Raw genomic sequence first — 23875 nt, 5'->3', positions numbered from 1 at the left:
ATTATCCCCCGATCGCTAGTGGCAGATACGGCTGGATCGGCTCAGCTCGCCACGTTCCGATCACAGCCATGAGATTCACATCAGGCATAGGCGCGTAATCCAATGGCATCACGTACTTGTCGCAACAGCTCGCTTGCCTGGGGCCGCACGCGTTCGGCGCCTGCCACCATAATATCCTCCAGCTCGCCAGGGTGATCCATTAGATACTGATAGCGCTCACGCGCCGGTGCCAGTTCCTCGTTAATACGTTTGAAAAGCAGCTTCTTGGCTTCGCCCCAGGCAATGCCATCGGCAAAGTCCTGTCGCATTGATTCTCGCTGCTCGTTATCGGCGAACGCCGACCAGATCTGGAACACGATAGAGTCGTCCGGATCCTTGGGTTCGCCAGGCTCGAGCAGGTTGGTCTTTATCTTGTTAATCGATTTCTGCAGCTTTTTCTCACCCTCAAACAGGGGGATGGTGTTGTTATAACTTTTACTCATTTTTCGACCATCAAGCCCCTGAAGCACAGCGACATTGTCATCGACTACCGCCTCCGGCAGCGTAAACAGCGGCTCGTAATGGTGATTGAAGCGCTGGGCGATATCGCGAGCCATTTCAACATGTTGGATTTGGTCACGCCCGACAGGAACCCGCTCCGCGTTAAATATCAAAATATCGGCCGCCATGAGAATCGGGTAGGAGAACAGTCCCATCTTGATGCCGAAGTCAGGATCGTCGTTACTGGCGTCATTAGCCTGAACCGCTGCTTTGTAAGCATGCGCCCGATTCATCAAGCCCTTTGCCGTATTGCAGCACAGTATCCAGCAAAGCTCCGCCACCTCGGGAATGTCTGATTGACGGTAAAAATGACTGCCCGCGGGATCAAGCCCCAACGCCAGCCACGCCGCGGCAATCTCTTTACTCGAGCGCGCCACCTGTTCAGGGTCCTCACACTTAATGAGCGCATGATAATCCGCGAGAAAGAGATAAGCGTCGGTGTCGGATCGCCTTGACGCCTCAATCGCGGGCTTGATGGCGCCGACATAGTTACCCAGATGCGGCGTACCACTGGTGGTTATTCCGGTAAGAACACGTTGGTTTGGCATGGGTAAATCTCCGAATTACGCCCGGTGGTTTAGAAATTGGATGAGCAGTCTGTTCAGATAATCGACATCGGCTGCGCCTGCGAGCTCTCGCACTGAATGCATCCCGAGAGTAGGTACACCAAGATCGATCGTACTGATACCGGTCTCGGCGGCAGTAATCGGTCCAATCGTACTGCCGCAGCCGAGGTCGGAGCGCACAACAAAAGTTTGAATGGGGACTTCGGCAGATTCAGCCAGCAATTTCAGCATTGCAGCGCCCATGCCCGACGTGGCGTAACGCTGATTGCGATTGACCTTGATCACGGGGCCGCCATTCATCAGGGGACCATGATTTTCGTCGTGGCGATCGGAAAAATTGGGGTGAATCCCATGCGCATTGTCCACGGATAACAGCCAGGAATGTTGACGCAGGGACCGATTTTCATCATCAGAATTCGATAAGGCATGCAATACATCGATCAAGAATGGACCTTGGGCACCAATGGCTGACGAGCTGCCCACTTCTTCGTGATCGGTGCAGACAAGAAAAGACCACCCATGGGGTTCCGCGTCAATGAGCGCCTTCATACCGACAAAGCAGCTCAACAGGTTGTCGAGACGCGCCGAAGCGATGAATTCCTCATTAAGGCCAATGACTGCCGCTTTCTGAACGTCGTATAGCGACAGCTCGAAATCGATAATACGCAAATCCTCGTACTCGGGATACTGGATTCTGAGCTGCTCGCTGAGTAACGCCTGGAGGGTAATCTGACCGTCCGATTTATCCGCATTAAGGAGTACCGGTAAAATGTCTTTTTGGGGGTTAACGCTTCGATTCTGGTTGGCCTCTCGATCCAGATGAATGGCGAGACTCGGGATGGTTGCAACTGCCCTTCCAAAGTCAATCAGGGCATCTTGAAGCACGCCATGCTGGTCAACAAAGTTCACTCGACCGGCAATCGACAGGTCACGATCAAACCAGGGGTTGAGTAGTGCACCCCCGTAGACATCAACGCCCAGCTGGACAAAACCATGCCGGATCTTCAACGGATTGGGTTTAATTGAGAGATTGGGGCTGTCGGTATGCGCGCCAATCAGCCTTGCGCCAGCTGAAAGCGGTGCACGACCCGCCCTGAAGGCGATGATCGAACTGTTATTACGAATCGTGAAATATCCACGTCCGGCCTCGATATCTCGGCTATTCAGGTTATCGAGCTCAGTAAAACCAGCCGCTGCCAATCGCCATGCCATGGCATCTACCGCATGGAAAGGGGTGGTCGCCTCGTTAAGGAAGTCGAGCAGCTCAGGTACGACCGGTGCAGTCGAGATCATCAGTTGTGTTCTCCTCAGTAGAACAGGGCAATTAGCGCCAGCCCCATTAAAAGGCGGTAGACGACAAAGGGCATAAGACCAATTCGGTCCAGAAGTGTGATGAAAGCGGCAATCGTACTGAACGCAGCGATCGCTGCGAGACAGCCTGCCACCCACAGCATCGACCACGAAACCGGGCTGCTTTGCTCTGCGGTCAGTACCCCCGCCAATAGCAGACTCATCGCGCCTGCAATAATGGGAATGGATAATAAGAAAGAAAATCGGGCCGCTGTGTCAGCCCGGTACCCGAGCAGCATGGCCGCCGAGATTGTGACACCAGATCTCGAAACTCCCGGCATAAGTGCAAACGCCTGGGCTATGCCAATCAATACTCCCTGCCAAAGACCAATGAATTCGACTTCACCTCCACGAATTGCTGGCCTGCCGAGCGCCGCAGCCACACCCAGTAGCACGCCAAAAATCAGCGTATTCGCCGCGATAACCATAGCCCCCCGGAGCTGAGACCCAATAAAGTCCTCAGCAATTAATCCAAACACTACGGCGGGCAGCGTGGCCACGATCAATACCAACATCTCATGTCGGGACGAGCCGTTTACAGCTTCAGCCGTGAACAGCCCTCCCACCAAATTTAACAGTTCCCGCCGATAATACGTCACCACTGCAAGCAAGGTACCCATGTGCACGGAAACATCGAACAGCATCCCCTGCTCAGGCCAGCCCAGAATTTCGGCGGGAAGCAGCAGGTGCGCCGAACTGGAAATAGGCAGGAATTCAGTGAGTCCCTGAATAACAGCGAGTACCGATACCTGAAGCCAATCAATCACGGGAGCCCTGCTCTGTCAGTTTTTTCCAGCCCACTGTGTCTTGCACGTAGCGAGGCATCAGATCGCCGGCTTTTAAGGTCATAGTGCTTTCGGGAGACTGCGCCAGATGGCGCGCCATTGGTGCCGTGCACAACTCGACCTCGCCGACTCTGGGAATGTCTGAAAATCCGACGAGGACGTCCAACAAGTGTATGCCATTACCGATGATCGCTGTGGGTTCGTTGGGAAACGATACTGCATCAGCTGCACTCAGCTGCGGCGGACCCATGGGCGAAAAATGGCTCTCTCCATACTCAAACCAGCGCCAATAGAGTTGCCCAATCTGCGCATCAAGAGTACTCAAGACTCGGCCAGATGTGGGAACAAGGTCAGCTGCAACGGCAGCTCGCAGTTGAGCCTCAAGGGAGCAAAAAGGCTGCAGCGGTATTTCTCGCGACCAGGCGAGTCCCTGGGCAACGCTAACTGCGATTCTCAACCCGGTAAAAGAGCCTGGCCCAATACCGCAGGCAATCACGTCCACACCGTCCAGTGGGGTGCCATCAAGAACTCGGTCTATCATGGCTAGCAGGTGTTTGTTATGGGCCCGAGGCAGCCGCTCCACTTCAGCATTAACGGTGCCTTCGCATACGAATGTGGCGGAGCAGTATTCAGTAGCGGTATCAAATGCAAGAATAGTGCGCATTGGGGAGGACGGTTCCGGATCGGCGGGGCCGTATGATCCCACAGCAGGAGACCTCTTTGAACACAAGCGGGCATTGTTCACTCGGTATTTTGGCGTCGGGCACAGGTCTGCGATGGGGCAGGCGGGAAAAATCCATGATTGCGTTTCGCGGTAAACCCCTGCTGGTCAATAGCCTTGTCGAAAGTGATGCTTATGGTGAGATCATCATCAACTGCCGATCGACACCCTTTTTCTATAGTCACTACGCGAACCGGCTGGTCTGTGATCGGTCACCGGATAATGGACCCTGCTTCGGCATCCTGGCATTGCTGTCCGCCAGCGCTAACGAACTGATGATGATTGTGCCCAGTGATCTAATCACAATCCCCGTCGACCTAAAACGACGGCTGCTTGAGGAACTCAATGCCGATGATCTGGGCGTGGCTGTCGTCGACGAATCCAGACTAACCAGCGGGTGCCTGTTACTGAAAAGGTCCGCGCTACCTTTCATCGAGCGCTTCCTCGAAACCGGAGGTCGATCACTTAATGGGCTTGTTCAATGTCTCGACCTGAGAAAAAGGGTGCTCTCCCCTGGCGATAACCCACGCGATGCCAATAACCCCGACCAACTGAAATAAAAAACCGGCCGAAGCCGGTTTTTTTTTGCAACCACGGCCTATTTTTTCTTTGCCGCCTTGCGCTTAGCCGCACCCTTCTTCTTGGGTGCTGGTTTCTTCTTGGCGGCCTTCTTCTTGACCGCGGATTTTTTCTTGGCAACCGCTTTTTTCTTCCTGGTCACTTTGGCTTTGGCCGCTGACTTTTTCTTGGCAACTGCCTTTTTCTTTTTGGTTACCTTGGCTTTCACCGCTGTCTTTTTCTTGGCAACCGCTTTTTTCTTTCTGGTCACTTTAGCTTTAACCGCTGACTTCTTTTTCGCGACCGCTTTCTTCTTCTTGGTGACCTTTGCCTTCGCAGTAGACTTCTTCTTCGCCACCGCTTTTTTTACCGTTTTCTTCTTTTTGGCAACTACCTTCTTGGCAGCTGCCTTTTCTTTCGCGGCGGTCTGTTTCGCCTTCGCTTTCGCAGCGGCGATAGTTGCTCTCAGCCGACTGCGGGATTCCTTTGCCTTTTCACGAGCCTTTTTCAGGCGATCACTGATCCGAGCAACCGCCTTTTTAGCCGCCTCCTGACCGCGTTTATCTGCAGCCGCCCGCGCCTTTTTGGCCTTCTCACGCGCCTGCTTGAGACTCGTAGAGTCGGCGTCGATCTGACGAACAATCTTTGCGAGAGCCGCTTCAGCCCGCTTGATTCCAGGCGTAGAAATAGCGGCAGACTTTTTCGTCGGCGACTTCTTTTTTACTGTCGATTTTTTCTTGGCAGCCGTTTTTTTTGCGGCTGTTTTTTTCGGTGAAGCTTTTCGTTTTTTTGCGGTTGCCATTTTTTTCTCCAGTGACCAGCGAGGCTGATTGAAAACTAGCAGCGTTTAACAAACGACACAAGCCGTTGAGTGCGAATAACTACTGACTTTCAAGACTTTTGCGAATTTGGCCGGTAATTGACTCTACGCTGCCGATACCATTTATTCGATGGTAGCGTGGCCCATCGAGATTCTGATAAAAATCAACGAGTGGTCGAGTCTGTTCATGGTAGACGCTAAGCCGATGGCGAATGGTCTCTTCCTGATCGTCGTCGCGCTGAATCAGCGGCTCGCCTGTTTCGTCGTCGATACCTTCGCGATGCGGTGGGTTGTGCTCGATGTGATAGATACGACCACTTTCAGGGTGCACTCGCCTTCCACTCAATCGCTTCACAATCGCTTCGTCTTCAACCGCGATTTCAATCACATGATCGACAGAAATACCGGTATCGACCATCGCCTGAGCCTGCGGAATAGTTCGCGGAAACCCGTCAAACAAGCATCCCCCGGCACAATCGGGCGCCTCAATACGGTCTTTTACCAGGGCAATAATCAAATCGTCGGAGACCAGGCCACCGCTATCCATGATCGACTTCGCCTGTTTTCCCAGTTCGGTACCGGCAGCCACGGCGGCACGCAGCATGTCACCTGTCGATATCTGGGGGATTCCGTAATGATCACAGAGGAACTGGGCTTGAGTGCCCTTGCCCGCTCCGGGTGCCCCCAAAAGAATAATTTTCATCAAAGTGCCCCTTCGTTGTAATGTGCTCGTGGGTTAATGGAAAAAAAGACCATCAAAACTACACAGCCTTAACATGGGTTACAAGTTGCCTTTGGTCGACTTGACCCGGTGCCAGCGTTGCTCGAGTTGTTCGCTGCTTTGTTCGCTCAGTGCGACTCCCTCAGAATCGGCTTCCTTTTCCATTTGTCTGAACCGGTTCTCGAATTTACGACTGGATTGACGGAGGGTCTTTTCAGAATCAAGCCCCAGATGCCTCGCTACATTAACCGCACTGAAAAACACATCCCCCATCTCGTCGGCAATAGCGGCAACCTGCTGCTGCTCCAGTGCCTGCTTGAGCTCCTGAATTTCGGCCTCTAGGTTGTCAATAACCTCTGAAAGCTCCTGCCAATCAAAACCGATACCGGCCGCTCGTTTCTGCAATTTTTGGGCCCGGGATAGTGAAGGCAGACTATGGGGTACATCGTCGAGTATACCGTGATGAGACTTTTCCCGACGTTCCTCGGTTTTAATGGCCTCCCACGTATCACTAACCTCAGCGATTGGTGCCGTTCCCTGCACCACACCATCGATGTCGCCACCGGCAAATACGTGAGGATGCCGTCGAATCAACTTCTCTACCAGGGTATGGGTGACTGAATCAAAATCAAAATCCCCGGCTTCTTTGCCAAGCTGGGAATAAAAAATTACCTGGAACAGCAGGTCACCGAGTTCCTCAGCGACGTGAGGCATATCCTCTCGCTCTATGGCATCCACCAATTCATAACTCTCTTCCAGAGTCGATGCCGTGATGCTTTTGAAGTTTTGCTTTAAATCCCAGGGGCAACCCAGATCAGGATGCCGGAGTCTGCTCATCACATGAAGAAGGTCGTTAATGGTGTAGTGCTGAAGGTTTGAGGAATCCATCAGTCCAACACCCGGTTGGCGGACACGATATTATCAAGCTGACCCAACTTGTTAAGTACTGAACTCAGAGACTCAAGCGAAGCAACTTCCAGGCGCAAACGCATGCGGGCCGTATTGTCGGCCCGATCGCTCAGGGTGTTCACTTCAGTAACATTCACGCGGTTGCGCGCCATCAAACCGGTAACATCGGCCAGCAATCCCTGCCGATCATAGGCCTCAATGGCAATTTCGACCTCGAAACGCTGGTCATCGAGTCCGCCCCAGGACACCGCAATAATACGTTCAGGGGTATTTTGCTTTAGCGACAACACGCGATTACAGTCCCGACGATGCACTGAAACCCCTCTTGAGCGCGTGATGTAACCCACAATTTCGTCGCCCGGCACCGGCATGCAGCAGCGAGCAAATTGGGTCAGCATATTGCCCACGCCGTCGACCTGAATTGCATCGCTGTGTAGGTGCTGGGAGGGTGCCACAACCTTTAATGGATTTTGCGGCGTATCACCCACAACGCTCTGTGCCGCGCGCAACAGTTGCTCTGAAGAAATGTCTCCAGACCCGACCGCGGCAAACAGATCGTCTACCCGCGGACGGCCTAGCTGCTTCGCCATCTCGCGATAATTGATTGACGTTAGCGCCAGCCGGGAACACTCACGCTCAACAAGGGCGCGGCCCGCCGCAATATTGTCATCCCGGTTCTGGGCTTTGAACCACTGCTGAACGCTACTGCGCGCGCGGGGGGTTATCAGGAACTCCGAGCCAGTCTGTAGCCAGTCTCGACGTGGCCTCGATTCATTACCGGTAAGAATCTCTACTCGTTCTCCGGTGAGTAATCGATAGGTGAGAGGTACAATCTTGCCGTTGACCTTGGCCCCTCGACATCGATGCCCCACCTCCGTATGCACGTGGTAGGCAAAATCCAGAGGAGTCGCGCCCTGCATTAAGCTGACCACATCACCTTTGGGTGTAAACACGTAAACCCGGTCTTGTGTGGATTCAAAGCTAAACTGTTGCGCTGTGGTTTCATCGTCACCCACAGACTCATGCCATTCGAGCACGCGCCTCAGCCAGGCTAGCTTTTGCTCATAGGTGTTTGATTGTTTTTTGCTTCGGTCACTGCCCTTGTAGCGCCAGTGGGCGCATACCCCAAGCTCCGCTTCCTCATGCATTTGATGGGTGCGAATTTGAACCTCAAGAATTTTCCCCTCAGGCCCAATTACCGCGGTGTGCAGCGACCGGTAGCCATTTTCTTTGGGACTGGCGACATAATCGTCGAATTCATTGGGGATGTTGCGCCAAATACTGTGGACGATACCCAAGGTGTGATAACAGTCCTTGGTACTGTCAACCAATATACGCAACGCACGTATATCGTAGACTTGGGAAAAACCTATACCTTTGCGCTGCATCTTTCGCCAAATACTGTAGATATGCTTTGCGCGCCCCGACAACTCGTAATCAACACCCGCACGATCCAGACTCAGGCCGAGTTCCGCGCTGACTCGCTCGATAAAACGGTCGCGATCCTTGCGTCGCCCATCCAAGAGCCTGGCGATGCGACGATAGGCATCCTCGTGCAGGTAGCGAAAAGCAAAGTCCTCGAGTTCCCACTTCAGGTGTCCGATACCCAGCCGGTGAGCCAGCGGCGCATAGACGTCGTAGACCTCCTGGGCAATCGGTATGCGCTGCTCGGGTAAGGCTGTGCGTAATACCCGCATCGCGACCGTGCGCTCCGCCAGCTTGAGTAAGGCGACTCTGACATCATCAACCATTGCTACGAGCATTTGTCGAACATTGGTATTGGGGGATGACGACTGACCCAGAACCGGCGCATCACTGTCACCGCGCAACTCACTGACAGCCGCCATGCGCAGTACGCCATCGAGTAACCCGCAGACACCGGTGCCAAATGATTTCTGCACGACGTCCAGCGATAATCGCTGCTCCCGTACAGCCCGATACAGCATCGCCGCGACCAGGGCATCGCCACCCTGGCGTAGTTCGGCGAGGATATGGACAATCTCCAGACCCACCGCAAGCGGCGTTTCGTCACCCGCCCAATCGCGCGTGCTAACACCTTCTTGCGTGGTCGTACCATTGACCGTCTCAATCGCAAGCATTAATTGATCCCGCTCGCGGTCATTGAGCTCTGTGGGCAATTCACAAATCCACTCTGAGAGCTGCTGTGGGTTAGCGTTATCGAAAGCCGGCAATATGCGAGTTTGAACCATCGTCAGTCGCCCGCCGCGAAAACTCCGGTGGAGAGGTATCGATCTCCCCGATCGCACACGATAGCTACAATCGTGGCATTTTCGACTTCTTTACTGATTTTCAGTGCGGCGGCAATTGATCCGCCCGAGGACACACCGGCGAAAATACCCTCCTCGCGCGCCAGTCGCCGCATCATGACTTCGGATTCTTCCTGCGACAGGTCCATGACCCGGTCCACCCGGGCGGCATCATAAATACTCGGCAAGTAAGCTTCGGGCCATCGGCGAATCCCCGGTATTGCTGAACCGTCTTCCGGCTGTAGTCCTATGATCTGGATGTCGGGGTTTTTGGTCTTAAGGTAGGCGGAAACCCCCATAATGGTTCCCGTAGTTCCCATCGAACTGACGAAGTGAGTAATTTGGCCCTCGGTCTGGCGCCAGATCTCAGGACCGGTAGTACGAAAATGAGCCAGCGGGTTATCGCTGTTGCCAAACTGATTCAACACCCTGCCCTCGCCCCTGGCTTCCATGGCGAGCGCGAGATCCCGAGCGCCCTCCATGCCCTCGTCCGAGGTCACCTCAATCAACTCGGCACCGTAGGCCGCCATAGCCTGTTTACGCTCATCGCTCATATGCGAAGGCATAATCAAGAGCATTCGATAACCTCGAATTGCTGCGGCCATCGCCAGTGCGATACCGGTATTGCCACTGGTTGCCTCGATCAGTGTGTCGCCGGGGTTTATATCGCCTCGATCCTCGGCCTCCGCGATCATCGACATCGCCGGCCGATCTTTGACTGAACCTGCGGGGTTATTGCCCTCCAGCTTTGCCAAAAGGGTATTGGTCGTATCGCCACCAAGGCGCTGCAGTCGCACTAATGGCGTGTTGCCGATAACGCTTTCAATAGTGGGATAGTTCACAGCCGAGCCAGTCATGAATGGATCACCTTGATGTTGAGAACAACCAGATGTGAGTGGTTTTAAGGGATTAGACGACGGCGGCGTGAGCCAGCGCACAATCGTACTCATCAGCGATACTCAATAATACTCGTTTACCGCCAATCTTTATAAGTCGTTTTGCGGCAGCACCTTCGAGCCTGACCACCGGTGCTCCAAGAGTGTCGCGCTCAATAATAATATGGCGCCACCCTATACCCTCTCTAAAGCCTGTCCCCAGGGCCTTGGCTACCGCCTCTTTTGCGGCAAATGACTTCGCCAGAAAATGCACATCACCTGGGCGATACCGGACCCGCTCGCCGGCGGACAAAATACGATGGACAAAGCGATCGCCGTGCCGCGATAACGCCGCCTCGATACGGGACGTTTTGATAATGTCGGTACCGAGGCCAATCATCGGGGGTTTAGCCCGTCGGCGCGGGCAGCGGGCACCCTCGTTGAACCGGATAGGAAAGCACGGGCAAGCTCACGACTGCGCAGAGGTTTGTCACCCAGTTGCACTTTCAGGGCGCGGCGGCTGATGTATTTGGCACAGGCAAGCGCCTCTCTATCAAACTCGGAATGATTTTCAAGGGCGTCGATGACACGAATCAAGGTGTTCCCTGTAAAGCCGCTATTGTCAGTCTCCGTATCATCCACACCGACAAGACCCCGGGTTGGGTCCAGGGCGTAACGTCGATGGCCAAGCAGTGACTCGCCCAAAACATCACAGGACAAATTGGGCTGGTAACCCAACGCTTCAAGAAGCCGCCATTCGAAACGCCTTAACACCGGCTCGTTACCACCTGCCTTCATATCCTGTAGCGACGAACCGTAGTCCGCGAATAACTGCGGCTGTGGATCAAATTTCGGCAGCAAACGCACGAGCAGTTCATTCACGTACAACGCGCTGATCATCGCCTCCCTATCGAGTCGCAAATTGGCCCCGGCAGACTCTATTTGCCGTAACTGCTTCAGATCTGAATTTCCCGCCAGGGTAATCAGCAAAGGGGTAAACGGTTGTAGCAGACCTGATTTTGCACCGCCCCTGGAGCGACGATGCACGCCTTTTGCTACCGCTGACAGGCGACCGGTTTCATGCGTGAAAACTTCGAGTAACAGACCGTTATCGCCGTAGCTACGCCGATGCAGCACCCAAGCAGGCTGTAGCGAAGGCAGCACCTTCAGCGATCCTCATAACCGAGACTGCGAAGAGCGCGGAGATCGTCTGACCAGCCAGACTTTACTTTGACCCACAACTTCAACATCACTTTGCTATCGAAGGCTCGTTCCATATCCTTGCGTGCGTCGGTACCGATGGACCGTAATCGGCTACCGCCCTCACCAATCAATATCCGCTTTTGGCCATCTCGCTCGACATAGATAAGCGCCGCGATATGAAGGGTTTTACCCTGTAGCGAAAAATCTTCGATTTCGACCGCGGTGGTATACGGCAGCTCGTCCCCGAGCTGGCGGACGATTTTTTCGCGAATAAGCTCTGCGGCCAGAAAGCGCTCGCTCCGATCAGTCACCTGATCATCGGGAAAAAAATGAGGTCCCTCGGGCATTTTATCGGCGATAAAATCATCGAGGGTATCGAGCTGCTTGTTACGCAGGGCTGAAATGGGGAAAACCCCAGTGAAGTTGTGTTTCTGGGTCATCGTCTCTGCGAAGTTCAACAATTGATCAGGGTGATCCAGCAGGTCTACCTTATTGATAACGAGAGCGACGGGAGCCGCGCTTTTTGATGCCGCACTGAGTACCAAATCGTCCTCTTCGGTCCAGCGATTCCGATCGCAAACCTGTAGAACAAGATCGACATCGTTGACCGCTGCAGCGGCTGTACGGTTCATAAATCGGTTAATTGCCCTTGGCTCTGAACTGTGAATCCCAGGGGTGTCGACAAAAATAATCTGGGTATTGCCATCCGTTTTTATACCCAGCACCTGATTACGTGTAGTTTGTGGTTTTCGAGAGGTGATGCTGATCTTCTGACCAAGCAGGTAATTCAAAAGCGTCGACTTGCCCACATTGGGTCGACCGACGATAGCGACGTATCCGCATTTGGAGGGTTTGTCTTCAGTCACTTTCCAATCGCTCCAGGGTGGCCTTTGCCGCCGCCTGCTCTGCTCTTCGACGACTACTGCCCCGCCCGGTGAGCGCCAGATCGCGACCCGCAAGCTGACAAGTTACCGTAAATGACTGTCGATGATCTTCACCATCGACCTGAACCAAATCGTAGCTCGGGAGCTCCTCCCCCCGTGCCTGCAGCCATTCCTGAAGCCGGGTTTTGGGATCCTTTACCGCATCAAGCGTTATCTCATCCAGCCCCTCGTGATACCACTGCAATACGACCTTCCGCACTGTGGCGAACTCACTATCGATCAGCATGGCCCCAGCAATGGCCTCCACTGCATCGGCGAGTATGGAGCGCCGCTGACGGCCACCACTTTTGCGCTCGCCAGCCCCCAGTATCAACGCGTCTGCCAATTCAAGTCCGTGGGCTAGACCCGCGAGATACTCACCACGAACCAAGATCGCTCTGAGTCGTGTTAACTGCCCTTCATCTGCGTCGGGAAACTTGAGAAAAAGGGCCTCGGCGACAATGTGATTGATAACTGAGTCCCCCAGAAATTCCAGGCGCTCGTTATTGGCTCTACTGGCACTGCGGTGGGTAAGTGCCCGTTGCAGCAGTGTGGAATCGCGAAAGTGGTAGCCTATCGCCTGTTCGAGCGATTGGCGACGCAATGCGGATAACGAGGAGGTCAACTTCCAGCCGGAGGTGTTTCAATCACCAAATCCTCAAACTTCATAACGCCATCGATGATCCAGATGATCGGAAATCGACGTTCGTAATTGGCGTTGATGACCAATATGTCTCGCTCCCGGATGATATCGACGTCATCCAGAGTGAAATCGTAAATCTGGCTGGTGCGCAGGAGTTTGCCGATACGTAATTTCAAATCAGATCGAGTTTCCAGCTCAGGGTCGAATTCCTGAACCGCCCGGTTCAGGACGTCCTTAACCGTGAGATATTCCATGTAGGTCGGCGTTATCCGGAGCACCAGAATTAACACCGCACCAAGCACCAGAAGATTGAGAGCGACCCCCCAGAAGGTAAAACCTTGCTGTGAGTTTTTTAGCCCCGTCGGGTAGATCATTGCGAATACTCCAGTTGATCAGTCAATAGCACCAGTCCGGTCAAAGGATGGGATGCTGAAGAATGACTCCCAATGCATCCAGATGGCAACAGCTTTGCCAACAATATCCTTTTCGGGCACCTGGCCCCACACACGACTATCGCTGCTGTTGTCGCGATTATCGCCCATCATAAAGTAATGCCCGGGCTTCACCACTATTGAAAAGTCCCTGGCCGGCCGCCTGTCATCGACCTGCATGAGATGGTCGTCACCATCGACCGTCTCATTACCGACGTTCAATGTCACCCCGCCGGCACTCTCCCCGAGCCATTCCAAGGGTAGTGGGTCACCATTGACACTTAACTGCTTGTCGCTGTACTCGACTCGGTCTCCGGGTATACCAATGACCCGCTTGATATAATAGGTGGAGTTCTGATGCGGTGGGAAAAACACCATCACATCTCCCCGGGCCGGCTCGCCGATAGGAATGACCTTATTGCGAATAACCGGCAGTCGCAGGCCGTAGCTAAACTTGTCTACCAGAATGTAGTCCCCAACATCGAGCGTGGGTTCCATGGATGAGGAGGGAATCTGGAAGGGCTCATAAATGAAAGATCGAAGAATAAACACGGCCGCCAGTACCGGAAAGAATGACTTCGCGTACTCAACGATTACGGGCTCAGCCGCCTCTTGTCGAACGGCTTCGGCGAACTGAATGGAATCTGCGCTGCCGGCCTGCTGCCATTGTGGGTATTTTTCGCCCAGCTGCTTTACCTTTGCTCGACGTGAACGGGCCGCAAACACACTGTCTGCCAACCAGATAGCACCGCTGCCAAAAACAAGAATGACCAGGATTAGCGGAAAATCAATATTCACTCTCGTTCCCTCGGATCTGGGTAGGTGGGCAAGTCATCACTGTTATCGAAATCAATTATCGACCTGGAGTACGGCGAGAAAGGCGGATTGAGGAATCTCTACATTGCCTACCTGCTTCATTCGCTTCTTTCCGGCCTTCTGTTTGTCGAGCAGCTTTCTCTTGCGGCTAACGTCGCCGCCATAACATTTCGCAGTCACGTTCTTGCGCAGCGCCTTGACGGTTTGACGAGCCACAATCTTACCCCCAACGGCAGCCTGAATCGCCACATCGAACATTTGCCGGGGTATCAATTCTTTCATTTTTTCCGTCAGCACGCGGCCGCGGGATTGCAGATAATCACGATGAACAATAACAGCGAGTGCATCGACACGATCACCGTTGATCAGTACATCAAGACGCGACAAGGGGGCCGCCTCGAAGCGTTCAAAGCTGTAATCGAGTGAAGCGTAACCGCGACTCACCGACTTCAAACGATCAAAGAAATCCAGAACCACCTCAGCCATGGGCAAGTCATAAGTTACTGCTACCTGTTGACCCAGAAACTGCAGATCAACCTGATTGCCACGCTTTTCCGAACACAGGGTGATCACGTTGCCGAGGTATTCCTGGGGAGTCAGAATGTTGCAGCGGGCGATCGGTTCACGCATTTGCTCGATATCAGCGACGTCGGGTAACTTCGAAGGGTTGTCAACGCTGATGGTCTCCCCACTTTTCTTCACCACCTCATAAATCACTGTTGGCGCCGTCGTGATCAGATCAAGATCGTATTCGCGCTCAAGTCGTTCCTGGATAATCTCCATGTGCAGCATACCGAGAAAACCGCAGCGAAAACCAAAGCCAAGGGCATCGGAGGTTTCGGGTTCATAAAACAACGAGGCATCGTTTAGTGTCAGCTTCCCCAGAGCGTCACGGAAATCCTCGTAATCGTCGGAACTGACGGTGAATATACCGGCGTAAACCTGGGGTTTGACCTGCTTGAACCCTGGCAACGCCGCCGTATCCGGGTGTTTTGCACTAATCAGGGTGTCGCCGACCGGCGCTCCTTTGATGTCCTTGATGCCGGCGACGACGTAACCCACCTCCCCCGCTTGCAAGGCGCTGGTTTCCGTTCTTCGCGGTGTAAAAACACCGACGATATCTGCGTTATGTTGCTTACCGGTTGATCGAACAATGAACTTCTCGCGTTTTTTCAATACACCCTGGGTGACCCGCACCAGTGACACCACGCCAAGATACGTGTCGAACCAGCTGTCGATGATAAGCGCCTGCAGCGGCGCTTCACGATTGCCTTCCGGAGGCGGTATGTTGTCGATTAAATATTCTAGAGCGTCTTCGATCCCAAGTCCGGTTTTCGCACTCACTGGAATGGCCTCAGTGGCATCGATTCCGATGATTTCCTCGATTTCGAGCTTCACACGATCGGGATCGGCTTGGGGCAAGTCCATCTTGTTGAGAATTGGCAAGACCTCAAGGCCTTGCTCAATAGCGGTGTAGCAATTCGCCACCGACTGCGCCTCGACGCCTTGGCCGGCATCAACGACGAGCAGCGCACCCTCACAGGCGGCCAGTGAGCGCGACACCTCGTAGGAAAAGTCGACATGCCCGGGGGTGTCGATAAAATTGAGTTGGTAGGTTTCACCACTGCGGGCCGTGTATTGCAGCGTCACGCTTTGCGCCTTGATGGTAATCCCACGCTCGCGCTCGATATCCATCGAATCGAGCACCTGCTCAGCCATCTCTCGCTGTGTAAGGCCACCACAATGCTGGATAAAACGGTCCGCAAGCGTGGATTTGCCGTGATCAATGTGGGCAATAATCGAAAAGTTTCGAATGTGACTAAGATCGGTCACTCAGGGGCAGCCTCGTTTAATTACGCGTCGCTCCAAGCTGGGACAGGTCGCCCTCAGCCAAGCCTGGAAAGCGCGCGATTCTAGCGCACACAGCCGCCCAGTGCATTGACTCTTATTCGAGCGATTCCTTGGGCACTCTGATTCCGATAAATAAAGGCGAACCACGTCGGAAGACTCTCAGCCTGACCGATTTTCCCGGTTCCAGCTGGGTAGCGGCCTCCGCGAAATCTTCAAGATCGCTGACCGCAATATTACCCAGGCGCGTCACAATATCCCCGGGCATCACGTTGGCATCGGCCGCGGGAGAGTCTGGTCGAATCGCGGTAATCAGAACGCCGCCATTGAGACCCAGTTCAGCCATAGCTTCCATGTCGGCGCTCTCAACCACCATCCCCAGAACATCGCTGTTACCCGCATCATTACCGGAGCTTGCGACTGACGGACGATCGTCGGCATCGAGGCCACCGACCTCGACTTCGAGGGTGATGCGCTTTCCGTCACGGATGACCTGGGCATCGACCATTGATCCGGGCGCGAGCAACCCGACAACATGGGGAAGATCGGCGGAGGTATCAATGGTTTGTCCGTCAAACTTAATAATGACATCGCCGGCTTCAATACCCGCACGCTCTGCCGGTGAATCCTCGCCTACCTGTGCCACGAGTGCGCCCTGCGGGCGATCAAGGCCAAAAGACTCGGCCAGATTGCGATCGACATCCTGAATACTAACCCCAAGCCAACCGCGAACGACCTCTCCGTTTTCCTTCAATTGTTCGACGACGTTGCGCACGACATTGACGGGTATCGCAAAAGACAGTCCGATTGAGCCCCCGGATCGGGTAAAGATCTGCGAGTTCACCCCAATCACTTCGCCGTCTATATTAAATAGCGGCCCGCCGGAGTTGCCGGGATTAATGGCAACATCGGTCTGAAGAAAGGGTACGTAATTCTCGCCGCGTTCCGTCGGTAAACTTCTACCCTTGGCGCTGACAATACCCGCTGACACCGAAAAATCGAGACCAAAGGGTGAACCAATGGCAAGCACCCACTGCCCCACTTTGGTTTTGTCGTTGCGTCCAAGCTTGAGTGTTGCCAGGTCATCGGCATCGATCTTGAGCAATGCGAGGTCGGATCGAGGGTCGAGGCCAATAATTTCAGCGTCATAATCCCGACGATCAATCAATCGAACAGTGACCCCGGACGCACCTTCAACCACGTGATTATTCGTAACCACATACCCGTCTTCGGAGATCACAAAGCCTGAACCAATACTCGCTCGTTCACGGGGCTGTGGGTTGCCACCCCTACCCTCAAAGAAGCGGCGCAGGTATTCGGGCAGTTGCTGCATGTCAGGCACCTGTCCAATGGCCTCTTTTTCATCATAGCTGACAAGAATTTTGACAACCGCTGGAGTCGCGTCCTCAACAATGGACGAGAAGTCGGGCAGTGCCTGCGCCGAGAGAATCGGACTCCAAAGCAATAACAGTACAAGCATGACTCGTGTCATGAAAATCTCCTAAAACAGAGTTTAAAGCGTCAGTGTGATTCGACGGCTATCGATTGGATGGGACGTCGGACAGCCGCGACCCGCGGTTCGAAATAGGCCCAACGGCGGGTCAAGGTGGGTAGCCAGCGGATCAATAGAAACCCTGCAGCGATGCCGGCAACAAAACCGGCGGCGGCGCCAAGTTCGCCCAACTGCTCGCCAATAATGGTTCCGACAATCGCGAGCACCAAGGGGACTAAATAAACCAGAAACGAGCCGTATAGCACAGCCTGTTCCGGTAGTTCTATATCGACTTCATCATCGATAGCGCAGGCAGAGGCCTGCACGTGCTCACCGGTGAGTGCGCGAATCAGCCCTTTCGATGCACTGATTGACGCCAGGGCACCGTGACCGCATCCCGCCCTTGCTGCACATCGCCCACAGGCGCTACTGCGGACCGTTTCGACCCAGACGGCGTCGGTTTCCACTGCCACTACTCTGCCTGTTTCCTGCAACACGCCATCTACCCTTTAGTTTTGTTGCACCCGAACGGCATCGGCGAGCAAACGCGCTGTCACCATTGGGATCTCGCCGACTACAGTAACCAATATTCCACCCCTTGGCCCATTAACTCCGCGGGTATAGGAAACGGTACTACCCTCATTGAGACCACCCTCCCCCGGTTGAATAATCTGCTCGACGGACTCTATGAACACGGTCGCAGCGGCAAGCCCATCGCTGACAATCATCGCGGGCATGGGTTGTGTACGCGATGCAATGAGTTTGAAGCCGGGGGGTAGTTCTGACAGCGCGAAATCAGAATCAATCTGCGGTAATCGCGATTGCGACGAGTCGGGTGTTGCGCTGATCTCGATAGACGCGAACTCATAGCGCTCGAGCATCTGGCCATCGGCAGTCGCGGTGACAACACGCAGTGGCAGGCCGAATTGTTTATCGAGGTCCATGACGTAGCCAAAGCGGAGTGGATCTCTCGGTCGGGCACTGAGTCGCAACGTCTCCCTGCCACCGACGGTATCACCGGGGGCTGACGCAAAAACATAGTGTTCGGCAAGTTCACAGGCCTCGACCGTGGTGACATGCTCTGATGGATAAGCGATTGGAGGCGAACCGGGTGCATCGTTTAAGCGACGAAGATTGGCCCCAGAACCGCCATTTCCTGAACGAACATCGACGAATTCGCGGTGCTGATTGCGTTCGAGCAATAGCGTTCCCGTGTAGGCTACGCGCGAGTGAGCCCCCAGCATGGTGTTGATGCGGTCTTGCAGCGTCTGGGAGAGGTTGCAATCTGCGTGCACCGGGCCTGCCACCAGAAACAGTGTGGCGACTATTAGGGAAAACCGGGCGATTGGGGTTCTAGCGCTCCGCGTCGGCGAGGCGAACATGGGGGATTAGCGGGTTGGGCTGGATCGCGGCGGTAGCTGCGGCGTGCTCTGCACCGAGGCGTTGGTATTGCTCGCGGGCCAGTTGTGAATAAGGATTCACCGGGGTGGAAGCCGGCGATGGTCGCTCCAGACGGCCAAGCACCCTGTCGTTGCTACCATAGCTGGCCTGTACAGGCATACCCTGTAAGGACATCACTCCGCCGGGCACTTCGGCAAGGGGCGCTGAACCGGTCTGCAGCGCGAATTGCCCTCCGAATACCACGGCCAGCGTTACCGAAGCTGCCACAGCGACGCCAACCAGCGGATTATATCGTCGCTGTTGTTTCGGCGCCGCTGCAATTGCCGCGCTCACTGCGGCGCTGACATCAATCTCAACCGCTGGCTGCCGAGTAATACGGGCCCGCGTTTGCTGTTGACGCAACCATTCCTCGCGAACCGAAGGGTCCTCATCGACAGCCTTCAGCACTCGCGCCAGGTCGAGATCGGTTCCCTCGCCATCGCCAATCGCCGAAAGTGCCTCGCGTACCGCATCTGTTGCCATGGTTTTCACTCCAGTTCACCACTCATTTGGACACGAACCTTACTGTCGATCGCATCCCGCGCCCTAAATATCCGAGACCGTACTGTACCTACCGGACAATCCATTACCTCAGCAATTTCTTCATAGCTGAGACCTTCAAATTCTCGCAGTGTCAATGCGCGCTTCAATTCTGCCGGGAGGCTGTTCAGGGCGTCACTGACCACTTTAGCCAACTCATCACCAAAAAGGGAGTTCTCCGGATTTTCCGTGTCGTGCAGCGCACCCCCATCCTCATAAAACTCTGCATCTTCGATATCGGCATCAGAGGACGGTCGTCTCCCCTTAGCCACCAGATGATTCTTTGCCGCATTGGCAGCAATTCGATAGAGCCACGTGTAGAAGGCGCTGTCTCCGCGGAACTTGGGCAATGCCCGGAAGGCCTTGATGAAGGCCTCCTGTGTAACGTCCTCTATTTCCGAGGGATTGCCGACGAACCGGCTGATCAGCGCCGCGATACGGCCCTGATACTTCAGTACCAGCAAGTCAAAGGCACGTGTATCGCCACGTTGCGCCCTCTCTACCAGTTGCTGATCGGTCTCCCGACTCGTCACGTATCCGCCTTATACCCATTTACTACCCCTTCAGAAGACGGTCCGTCCCACATTCCTTGCCACGTGAGACTGCTTGCTGGGGAAAAAGTTCCCCAACACGGACAGACAGAAGGTAAATTACGCAGTGAAGCGCCCAAAACTCGGCCTCAAAGCATCGTCTCAAGGATTGTACCTGTTATGACTAAGAAGAGTCATTTTGACGTACTGGTCATCGGCAGCGGTGCAGCCGGGTTAAGTCTGGCACTGCAATTACCCTCCGATGTCCGCTGCGCCGTGTTTTCAAAGGGAGCGCTCTCATCCGGATCGACCTTCTGGGCCCAAGGCGGTATGGCGGCGGTGCTGCACGACCGGGATTCCGTAGAAAAGCACGTTGCTGACACGTTGCTCGCCGGCGCCGGCTTGTGCCACCCGGACGCTGTTGAATTCACCGTTAGCCAAAGTCGTGCCGTAGTTGATTGGCTGGTAGAACAAGGAGTGGATTTTGATAGGCGGGATGATCAACAGGATCAGGAGTTCCAGGAATTTCATCTGACAATGGAAGGCGGCCATAGCCACCGGCGAATCATTCACGCCGCTGACCGAACCGGGCGTGCAATCTCTGAAGTACTGACTGAGCAGGCCAGAAAGGCGCCGAACATAACCCTGCTCACCGACCGCTGCGCGGTCGACCTGATCATGGATGGACCCCGCTGCGCGGGGGTCTACATGCTCAATCGCACCACCCAGGGTGTCGAGACATACGCCGGCAAGGCCACGGTACTCGCCACCGGAGGCGCCAGCAAAGCCTATCTGTACACCAGCAATCCCGATGGCGCGAGTGGGGATGGCATCGCCATGGCCTGGCGCGCCGGATGCCGGGTCGCGGATCTCGAGTTCAACCAATTTCACCCGACCTGTCTTTACCACCCTGAGGCGAAGTCGTTTTTGGTGACCGAAGCGCTTCGCGGTGAAGGGGCCAGGCTTCAGTTGCCCGATGGCGAGCCCTTCATGCAGAAATTCGATAGCAGGGGTGAGTTGGCGCCACGTGATGTTGTGGCTCGAGCCATCGACCATGAAATGAAACGACTGGGTTTGCCCTGCGTTTACCTCGATATCACGCATAAGTCCGATGAATTTATTGAAACTCATTTTCCCACCGTGCTTGAGCGCTGCCTGAGGCTGGGCATCGACCCACGACGGGACCGGATTCCCGTGGTGCCCGCCGCGCACTACACCTGCGGGGGAGTTCTGGTCGATCAGCACGGGGCCACGGATGTGCAGCAGCTTTATGTCATCGGTGAGTCCGCCTGCACAGGACTTCACGGCGCCAACCGAATGGCGAGCAACTCGCTACTCGAGTGCTTTGTGTATGCCGCTTCGGCAGCACAGCAGATCGGCGAAACCATCGCCACCAGTGAATTTGCTGATCTGCCCCTCTGGGACTCGAGTCGTGTCTCGCAATCCGACGAAAAAATCGTCATTCGTCACAACTGGCATGAGCTTCGAACAATGATGTGGGATTACGTGGGCATCGTCAGATCGGACAGGCGCCTGCGCCGCGCTCAACGACGACTTAACCTGCTCAATGCCGAGGTCGATGATTACTACCGTCGATTCACGATTACCAGCGAACTGCTTGAGCTTCGCAATCTGTGTCAGGTATCACTGCTCATGGTGGAATGCGCGATTACTCGCAAGGAAAGCCGCGGGCTTCACTACAATCAGGACCATCCCAATACAGGCGAGTCAGCGGAGCATTCAGTGCTGGTTCCCGACAATGCAATGGCCCAGCAGCATACCTTCCCTGATTACCACTCCTCAGCCCGACCTCAGGGCGTCACTAAGTGACAGACATGGAGATTTCGGCAGATCGCGCCCGGATCGCCTGCGCAAAGTCCAGTGAGCCCGCAGTTTTGGTGTCGCTTTCACACACGTTCACGGTGCCGCTTTGGCATCGTTGTGGCTCCGTATTGCCGCCAGAACTTCGCCTAATGCCGGGTCATGGTTATTATCGCGGGCCATCAACCAGTTAAGAATATCCTGATCTTCACACTGCACCAACGACTGAAACTGAACCTGCAGTTCCCGATCCAGCTCTCGGTAGCAAGCATCCACGAAGGGCGCCAGCAACAAATCCAGCTCGAGCAACCCCCGACGGCTTGCCCAGCGCATACGGTTGAACTCCTCAACATCGGACATTATCGTCCCTCCTTGCCCGCATCCGGTGATTAGCGCTACCACCAGGTGCTCGACTGGGGCATCCTGGCAGCCCGCAGCCTAACCTATTGACAATGATTGAGGTCAAATCGTGCCCGACACCAACCCACCCACAAACCTCAGCCTCGCATACCTTGACCAAGAGGCCGTCCTCGAACTGACCGGCCCCGATGCGGTGTCTTTTCTACAGGGTCAGTCGAGCGCCGACTTTAGCGGATCCGACACACAAAAGCCGATTCTCGGCACTTTCTGCAACGTAAAGGGACGTGTTCTGGCTGATTTTCTCGCCTTCAAGGTCAGCGATGAGCGAATTTTATTGCGTTGTGAGGGGCAGGTTGGAGATGCCTTAATCACACACCTGCAGCCCTACTTGAATTTTTCAAAGAGCACCCTGCGCCGTTGTGAGGGCGTCGTTTATGGTGGCATCGGCGACCAGGATGGATCCAACGTCACCTCATCTGAAGAGGCTCGGGACGCGGGGGAATGGTTTGCCATCCCACGCTTTTCAGGCGCCACCGAGTTTTGGCATTTAGGGGATCATCCCGCAGCAGCGACAACCGTTTCGGCCGATATGTGGTACTCGGAGATGATGCGGAATGAAGACGCACGCATCACCGGGGCGACCATCGGCAAATACCTGCCCCAGGATCTCAATTACGACTTACGAGGTTACATCAGCTTCTCGAAAGGGTGCTATACCGGACAGGAAATTATTGCCCGACTGCACTACAAGGGAAAGCCAAAGCGACGGCTATACCGAGCAACCTGCACGGCAGAAAGTGACTGCGCCCCGGGCTCTGACCTGATCGTCGGCGATCAGGGTAAGGCTGCGGGCTCCGTCGTTAATTGTGCGTCCGCCGCCGGTGTGAAATACCTGCTGATCGAGACTATCGAAAATGCTTTCGACGACCAGTTGCGCCTTGCCGATTGTAATACCCCTTTGCAAGCGATCACCGACTAACCCACAGACATCAGGTCCAGTCAACACGCTCTCTGCCCGCTGCGGATAAAAAAGCGTTGGCTTCCCGGAAGTGATCGCAACCGATGAAGCCTCGATGTGCCGATAGCGGGGATGGATGCGGGGCATGCAACACCCGATGCTGTGTACCCTTGATCTTCTCGCCCTTTCGCTGTGCATACGCCCCCCAAAGCATGAAAACCTTGGGTGTCGGGTCCTCTGCGCACCATTGGACAATTGTGTCGGTGAACCGCTCCCAGCCATGCTTGGCGTGGGATCCGGGCTTTCCGCGTTCAACCGTAAGCACGCTGTTCAGTAAAAGAACGCCCTGATGCGCCCAGTCAGAGAGATCGCCGTTTTGCCGCTCCGGCGCGCCCGTACTGCGCGATAGCTCTCGAAAAATATTGCGTAACGATGGGGGCAGCGCCTGCATGCCGCGAACAGAGAACGCCAAGCCGTGCGCCTGTCCAGGGCCGTGGTACGGATCCTGCCCCAGGATCACAACCCGTATCTCGGACGGTGGAGTGGCGTTGAGCGCGGCAAACATCTGCTCGCCCGGTGGGTAAATCGCTCTCCCCTTTGCAATCTCTGATTGCAGAAAGGCCCTTAGCTCGTTCATGTACGGCTCGGCCAGTTCTGCCTCCAATATTGATAACCATTCAGAGTGAAGCTTGGGCGTGTGCATTGATCGACCCTCGGTATCGGTTATTGACGGAAAACTGGCTCTTTTGTGTGACACG

Annotated in this window: 26 protein-coding genes; 3 read left to right on the top strand and 23 right to left on the bottom strand. The window is 54.8% G+C overall.

What is annotated here, in order from left to right; all coding sequences use genetic code 11:
- Window positions 1-80: 80 nt before the first annotated feature.
- From trpS to tsaB, 4 genes are read right to left on the bottom strand one after another with little or no spacing between them, the layout of a single operon-like run.
- Window positions 81-1088: a tryptophan--tRNA ligase gene (trpS, locus tag NOR51B_RS12015; RefSeq protein WP_009020065.1), complete on the bottom strand. Its 1008-nt coding sequence runs from the start codon at window positions 1086-1088 to the stop codon at window positions 81-83.
- 15 nt (window positions 1089-1103) lie between these two features.
- Window positions 1104-2399: a M18 family aminopeptidase gene (locus NOR51B_RS12010; RefSeq protein ID WP_009019971.1), complete on the bottom strand. Its 1296-nt coding sequence runs from the start codon at window positions 2397-2399 to the stop codon at window positions 1104-1106.
- A 14-nt stretch (window positions 2400-2413) separates the two neighbouring features.
- On the bottom strand, window positions 2414-3223 hold the full coding sequence (locus NOR51B_RS12005; RefSeq protein ID WP_009019272.1) for an undecaprenyl-diphosphate phosphatase: 810 nt from the start codon (window positions 3221-3223) through the stop codon (window positions 2414-2416).
- Window positions 3216-3905, bottom strand: coding sequence for a tRNA (adenosine(37)-N6)-threonylcarbamoyltransferase complex dimerization subunit type 1 TsaB (tsaB, locus tag NOR51B_RS15055; RefSeq protein ID WP_050759476.1), 690 nt, complete (start codon window positions 3903-3905; stop codon window positions 3216-3218). The genes NOR51B_RS12005 and tsaB overlap by 8 nt, the downstream gene beginning before the upstream one ends.
- Window positions 3906-3937: 32 nt before the next feature.
- On the opposite strand from tsaB, the gene mobA reads away from it, so the two are divergent.
- Window positions 3938-4522 carry a molybdenum cofactor guanylyltransferase gene (gene mobA, locus NOR51B_RS11995; protein WP_081443966.1) on the top strand — a complete coding sequence of 195 codons (585 nt, stop codon included), beginning with the start codon at window positions 3938-3940 and terminating at the stop codon, window positions 4520-4522.
- A gap of 38 nt (window positions 4523-4560) precedes the next feature.
- Here the strand turns inward: mobA and NOR51B_RS15440 are convergent, their stop codons facing one another.
- From NOR51B_RS15440 to rpoE, 17 genes are all read right to left on the bottom strand, one after another.
- The gene (locus tag NOR51B_RS15440) at window positions 4561-5322 is read right to left on the bottom strand and encodes a hypothetical protein (RefSeq protein ID WP_009020773.1); all 762 of its coding nucleotides are present in this window, start codon (window positions 5320-5322) and stop codon (window positions 4561-4563) included.
- Between the two features lie 79 nt (window positions 5323-5401).
- Window positions 5402-6043 (bottom strand): adenylate kinase, encoded by a 642-nt coding sequence (gene adk / locus NOR51B_RS11985; protein ID WP_009020044.1) that lies wholly within the window; start codon window positions 6041-6043, stop codon window positions 5402-5404.
- Window positions 6044-6121: 78 nt separating this feature from the next.
- Window positions 6122-6949 (bottom strand): nucleoside triphosphate pyrophosphohydrolase, encoded by an 828-nt coding sequence (mazG, locus tag NOR51B_RS11980; protein WP_009021267.1) that lies wholly within the window; start codon window positions 6947-6949, stop codon window positions 6122-6124.
- Window positions 6949-9180: a RelA/SpoT family protein gene (locus NOR51B_RS11975; RefSeq protein ID WP_040482091.1), complete on the bottom strand. Its 2232-nt coding sequence runs from the start codon at window positions 9178-9180 to the stop codon at window positions 6949-6951. Before NOR51B_RS11975 ends, mazG begins: the two co-directional genes overlap by 1 nt.
- 2 nt (window positions 9181-9182) lie before the next feature.
- A complete protein-coding gene (gene cysM, locus NOR51B_RS11970; RefSeq protein WP_230198461.1) occupies window positions 9183-10094 on the bottom strand; it encodes a cysteine synthase CysM in 912 nt (303 codons plus the stop codon).
- Window positions 10095-10146: 52 nt separating this feature from the next.
- Entirely contained in the window at window positions 10147-10512 is a 366-nt protein-coding gene (gene acpS, locus NOR51B_RS11965; protein WP_009018995.1) for a holo-ACP synthase, read from the bottom strand.
- Window positions 10509-11276: a DNA repair protein RecO gene (gene recO / locus NOR51B_RS11960; protein ID WP_040482090.1), complete on the bottom strand. Its 768-nt coding sequence runs from the start codon at window positions 11274-11276 to the stop codon at window positions 10509-10511. Before recO ends, acpS begins: the two co-directional genes overlap by 4 nt.
- A 2-nt stretch (window positions 11277-11278) precedes the next feature.
- Window positions 11279-12181 (bottom strand): GTPase Era, encoded by a 903-nt coding sequence (gene era / locus NOR51B_RS11955; protein WP_009019026.1) that lies wholly within the window; start codon window positions 12179-12181, stop codon window positions 11279-11281.
- Window positions 12174-12863 carry a ribonuclease III gene (gene rnc, locus NOR51B_RS11950; protein WP_050759475.1) on the bottom strand — a complete coding sequence of 230 codons (690 nt, stop codon included), beginning with the start codon at window positions 12861-12863 and terminating at the stop codon, window positions 12174-12176. Before rnc ends, era begins: the two co-directional genes overlap by 8 nt.
- Complete coding sequence (locus NOR51B_RS11945; RefSeq protein ID WP_009021421.1) at window positions 12860-13255, bottom strand: DUF4845 domain-containing protein; 396 nt, start codon at window positions 13253-13255, stop codon at window positions 12860-12862. Before NOR51B_RS11945 ends, rnc begins: the two co-directional genes overlap by 4 nt.
- Before the next feature lie 18 nt (window positions 13256-13273).
- Window positions 13274-14110, bottom strand: a complete 837-nt coding sequence (gene lepB, locus NOR51B_RS11940; protein WP_009020062.1) for a signal peptidase I — start codon at window positions 14108-14110, stop codon at window positions 13274-13276.
- 51 nt (window positions 14111-14161) lie between these two features.
- Window positions 14162-15961 carry a translation elongation factor 4 gene (lepA, locus tag NOR51B_RS11935; protein WP_009021117.1) on the bottom strand — a complete coding sequence of 600 codons (1800 nt, stop codon included), beginning with the start codon at window positions 15959-15961 and terminating at the stop codon, window positions 14162-14164.
- 112 nt (window positions 15962-16073) lie between these two features.
- Window positions 16074-17468, bottom strand: coding sequence for a Do family serine endopeptidase (locus NOR51B_RS11930; RefSeq protein ID WP_040482089.1), 1395 nt, complete (start codon window positions 17466-17468; stop codon window positions 16074-16076).
- A gap of 29 nt (window positions 17469-17497) precedes the next feature.
- Complete coding sequence (locus tag NOR51B_RS11925) at window positions 17498-17965, bottom strand: SoxR reducing system RseC family protein (RefSeq protein WP_040482088.1); 468 nt, start codon at window positions 17963-17965, stop codon at window positions 17498-17500.
- 12 nt (window positions 17966-17977) lie between these two features.
- On the bottom strand, window positions 17978-18763 hold the full coding sequence (locus tag NOR51B_RS11920) for a MucB/RseB C-terminal domain-containing protein (RefSeq protein WP_040482087.1): 786 nt from the start codon (window positions 18761-18763) through the stop codon (window positions 17978-17980).
- Window positions 18764-18821: 58 nt separating this feature from the next.
- The gene (locus tag NOR51B_RS15050; protein WP_050759473.1) at window positions 18822-19391 is read right to left on the bottom strand and encodes an RseA family anti-sigma factor; all 570 of its coding nucleotides are present in this window, start codon (window positions 19389-19391) and stop codon (window positions 18822-18824) included.
- A gap of 5 nt (window positions 19392-19396) precedes the next feature.
- A complete protein-coding gene (rpoE, locus tag NOR51B_RS11910; RefSeq protein WP_009018873.1) occupies window positions 19397-19981 on the bottom strand; it encodes an RNA polymerase sigma factor RpoE in 585 nt (194 codons plus the stop codon).
- Between the two features lie 177 nt (window positions 19982-20158).
- Between rpoE and nadB the strand changes: the two genes are divergently transcribed.
- Window positions 20159-21808, top strand: a complete 1650-nt coding sequence (nadB, locus tag NOR51B_RS11905; RefSeq protein WP_009019586.1) for an L-aspartate oxidase — start codon at window positions 20159-20161, stop codon at window positions 21806-21808.
- An 87-nt stretch (window positions 21809-21895) separates the two neighbouring features.
- Here the strand turns inward: nadB and NOR51B_RS11900 are convergent, their stop codons facing one another.
- On the bottom strand, window positions 21896-22159 hold the full coding sequence (locus NOR51B_RS11900) for an FAD assembly factor SdhE (RefSeq protein ID WP_009019828.1): 264 nt from the start codon (window positions 22157-22159) through the stop codon (window positions 21896-21898).
- A 109-nt stretch (window positions 22160-22268) separates the two neighbouring features.
- Between NOR51B_RS11900 and ygfZ the strand changes: the two genes are divergently transcribed.
- Window positions 22269-23138: a CAF17-like 4Fe-4S cluster assembly/insertion protein YgfZ gene (gene ygfZ, locus NOR51B_RS11895; protein ID WP_009020807.1), complete on the top strand. Its 870-nt coding sequence runs from the start codon at window positions 22269-22271 to the stop codon at window positions 23136-23138.
- A gap of 10 nt (window positions 23139-23148) precedes the next feature.
- Here ygfZ and ung read toward each other — a convergent pair whose 3' ends face one another.
- On the bottom strand, window positions 23149-23820 hold the full coding sequence (gene ung / locus NOR51B_RS11890; protein WP_040482086.1) for a uracil-DNA glycosylase: 672 nt from the start codon (window positions 23818-23820) through the stop codon (window positions 23149-23151).
- Window positions 23821-23875 lie beyond the last annotated feature (55 nt).

The sequence above is a fragment of the Luminiphilus syltensis NOR5-1B genome, assembly GCF_000158175.1.
GTDB classification, from domain to species: Bacteria; Pseudomonadota; Gammaproteobacteria; order Pseudomonadales; family Halieaceae; genus Luminiphilus; species Luminiphilus syltensis.
The sequence above is the reverse complement of the archived record's forward strand: the minus strand, read 5'-3'. Positions and strand labels throughout refer to the sequence as shown.